4 protein-coding genes are annotated in these 2,740 nt (G+C 49.6%); all 4 read left to right on the top strand.

The features are described from left to right. The first annotated feature begins 80 nt into the window (after positions 1-80). Genes tnpA through L5M11_RS23565 form a run of 4 tightly spaced genes read left to right on the top strand, consistent with a single transcriptional unit; the run spans position 81 to position 2,683 of the window. Positions 81-362 (top strand): IS66 family insertion sequence element accessory protein TnpA, encoded by a 282-nt coding sequence (tnpA, locus tag L5M11_RS23580; protein ID WP_113851620.1) that lies wholly within the window; start codon positions 81-83, stop codon positions 360-362. Beyond that, on the top strand, positions 362-712 hold the full coding sequence (gene tnpB / locus L5M11_RS23575; protein ID WP_014610304.1) for an IS66 family insertion sequence element accessory protein TnpB: 351 nt from the start codon (positions 362-364) through the stop codon (positions 710-712). The genes tnpA and tnpB overlap by 1 nt, the downstream gene beginning before the upstream one ends. A gap of 21 nt (positions 713-733) precedes the next feature. Further along, on the top strand, positions 734-2,401 hold the full coding sequence (locus tag L5M11_RS23570) for an IS66-like element ISSpu21 family transposase (RefSeq protein ID WP_263193430.1): 1,668 nt from the start codon (positions 734-736) through the stop codon (positions 2,399-2,401). Positions 2,402-2,419: 18 nt separating this feature from the next. After that, positions 2,420-2,683, top strand: a complete 264-nt coding sequence (locus L5M11_RS23565) for a transposase (protein WP_248084423.1) — start codon at positions 2,420-2,422, stop codon at positions 2,681-2,683. Positions 2,684-2,740: the final 57 nt, after the last annotated feature.

Below are 2,740 nucleotides of genomic sequence, written 5' to 3'. Positions count from 1 at the left end.
GTAAGCGTCCATTTTAGGACGTCCTATTCCCACTTAAGATCGCGCGATAAGCTGTGCACTCATCATTACAGGAGAGTGATATGGCAAAGCGAGCTTACCGCAACGCTGCACAATGGCAGCAATTAATCGACTTATGGCACACATCAGAGCTGAGCATCACTGAGTTTTGCCAAACCCATCAACTGAGCACCATGTCATTTTATAAATGGCGGCAACGTCTATCACCACAAACTGAGCAAGCTAATGTGCACCAGGATACACCGTTTATCGATTTATCCGCGCTTGCACATCACGGTAACACCCGCTGGCATATCGTCTTGTCACTGGGCAATGGCGTTGAACTTACCCTTAGCCAGCAATAATGTTTATCCCTGCTGCCAACCAAAAAATCTGGCTGTGCACCACACCCGTGGATATGCGTAAATCCTTTAACGGTTTAAGTGCCCTGGTGCGCAATAAACTTTGCCATAATCCACAAAGCGGCCAGTACTTTGTGTTTATCAATGCCCGCAAAACCCAGATGAAGGTGTTGTACTTCGAAAGCTCAGGCTATTGTGTCTGGGCTAAGCGCCTCGAGCAAGGCCAGTTTCCGGTGAAACCGCATCCGAGTGGGATCCAATCACTCACCGGTTGCACCCTGCAAATGATCGTTGACGGAATTACCGTACTTCGCCAGAAACAAGCGAAGCGCTATGGGCAGTCAATCGCTTGATAAGTCTGTATAATTGACGCTATGAAAATCAAGCCTTCATCCTCATCCAACGTGGCAGCGGACGCCGAGACACGGGTTAATTTGACCAGTGAAATCGCGCGCCTGCAGAGTTTGTTGCAACAGGCTTCTGCAGAGAATCAGGCCTGGTCAGAAAAGTACGGCAAGCTGGAAACTGAGCATGCGTCATTGCGCGAAACCTTCGCAGGCATTCAGCAACGCTTAGCCTGGTTTGAGAAGCAGTTGTTTGGTCAGAAGTCAGAAAAGCGCGCCTTGGAATTGGGTATGCAGTTAAGCTTACTGGGCGATATGGTGCCAGCACTGGCCCAACCCGAAGGTGAAACCGAATATACCACCTACACCCGCAGAAAAGGCAAACAGCGCCCGGATGATTGCGTTAATGACAGTGGTTTGCGATTTAACGATAACGTACCGGTGAAAGTGATTACGCTGATACCAGACGAGTTAAAAGGGGAAGATGCCGACCAGTATGAAGTGATTGGCGTAAAAAGCACCTTCCGCTTAGCACAGCGCCCAGCGAGCTTCGACGTGCTGCGCTATGACCGGCAAATCATCAAACACAAAGACAGCGACACTATCCTGCCAAGCGCAGCGCCGTTCAATGTGCTGGATAAAAGCGTGGCGGATGTGAGCTTTATCGTCGGCATGTTGGTGGATAAATTCCAATACCACTTGCCGCTGTATCGCCAACACCAGCGCTTAGCCGCAGCGGGCATTACTTTAAGCCGCAGCACACTGGGCACCATCGTGGCACGCGGTATTGATTTACTCTATCCGATTGTGGATGCGATGCTGACCAGCATCTTACAAAGCCAGGTGCTGGCAATGGACGAGACGCCGATTAAAGCAGGCAAAGCAGGCCCGGGCAAAATGAAGCAAAGTTACTTCTGGCCGGTGTATGGTGATAAGGATGAAATTGTTTTTACCTTCTCCACCAGCCGCGGGCGGCAACATATAGAAGAGATATTAAAACATCGCTTTAAAGGGACTTTATTAAGCGATGGCTACAGCGCCTATGCCAGTTATATAAAAGCGAATGGGGGCTTAACCCATGCCCAGTGCTGGGTGCACAGTCGCCGGCAATTTATTGCAGCCGAAAACAGCTGGCCACAACCGGCCAAAGAAGCGATAAGCCTAATCGCCAAGCTGTATGAGATAGAAGAGACTATCCGAAACCAAAAGCTCACGGATGACAAAAAACGCCAATACCGGCTTGCGCACAGCAAACCGGTGGTTGACCGCTTCTTTACGTGGTGTGATGACACCCTGCATAACCTGACGCTGCTGCCAAAAGACCCCCTCTACAAAGCGATTGGCTATGTACAAAGCAAAGAAATGGCACTGCGTGTCTTCTTAGAAGACCCCGATGTGCCGCTGGATACAAACCATCTGGAGCGGGCGCTCAGGCCCATACCCATGGGGAGAAAAAATTGGTTGTTCTGTTGGACAGAAATCGGTGCTGAGCATGTTGGCGTTATCCAAAGCCTGATAGTCACTTGTCGATTGCATGATATCAATGTAAACGATTATCTGACCGATGTACTGCTACGCATCAGCCAACACCCTGCCAGCCTGGTACACGAACTGACGCCACGGAATTGGAAAACCAAGTTCGCCGACAATCCACTGCGTTCAGACCTCTTTGCTTTACCCGCCACTTCGGTAGAATAGCCTCCAGACGGAGGCGATATGCGCATAGAAGACCTAACCTTAGACGAATTACATGACCTGAACGAGCTCATCTGCAAACGGATTGAGTACTTACGTTTGCAAAACGACATCAATGTTCTAAGCCAGCTACGTTTAGGCCAAAAAGTCCACTTCAAGGCCAAAGAAGGCCAAGTGTTCGGGGTGGTTATCAAAATCAACAAGAAATCAGTGATGGTGGTCAGCGATGATAACCGCCAGTGGAAAATCCCACCAGGACTGGTGCAGATCATGAAAGACATCTAGCCAGGATGCTTGGCCGAAATCTATAAGGCGTCAATACGTCCTAAAATGGACGCTTAC

It is taken from the genome of Shewanella sp. SM87, from assembly GCF_025653705.1.
Taxonomy (GTDB): domain Bacteria; phylum Pseudomonadota; class Gammaproteobacteria; order Enterobacterales; family Shewanellaceae; genus Shewanella; species Shewanella oncorhynchi.
The sequence above is the reverse complement of the archived record's forward strand: the minus strand, read 5'-3'. Positions and strand labels throughout refer to the sequence as shown.

Excerpts from the sequence above, each read along its gene's own strand:
- tnpA (WP_113851620.1), top strand. The coding sequence starts at position 81 with ATGGCAAAGCGAGCTTACCGCAACGCTGCACAATGGCAGCAATTAATC.
- tnpB (WP_014610304.1), top strand. The coding sequence starts at position 362 with ATGTTTATCCCTGCTGCCAACCAAAAAATCTGGCTGTGCACCACACCC.
- L5M11_RS23570 (WP_263193430.1), top strand. The coding sequence starts at position 734 with ATGAAAATCAAGCCTTCATCCTCATCCAACGTGGCAGCGGACGCCGAG.
- L5M11_RS23565 (WP_248084423.1), top strand. The coding sequence starts at position 2,420 with ATGCGCATAGAAGACCTAACCTTAGACGAATTACATGACCTGAACGAG.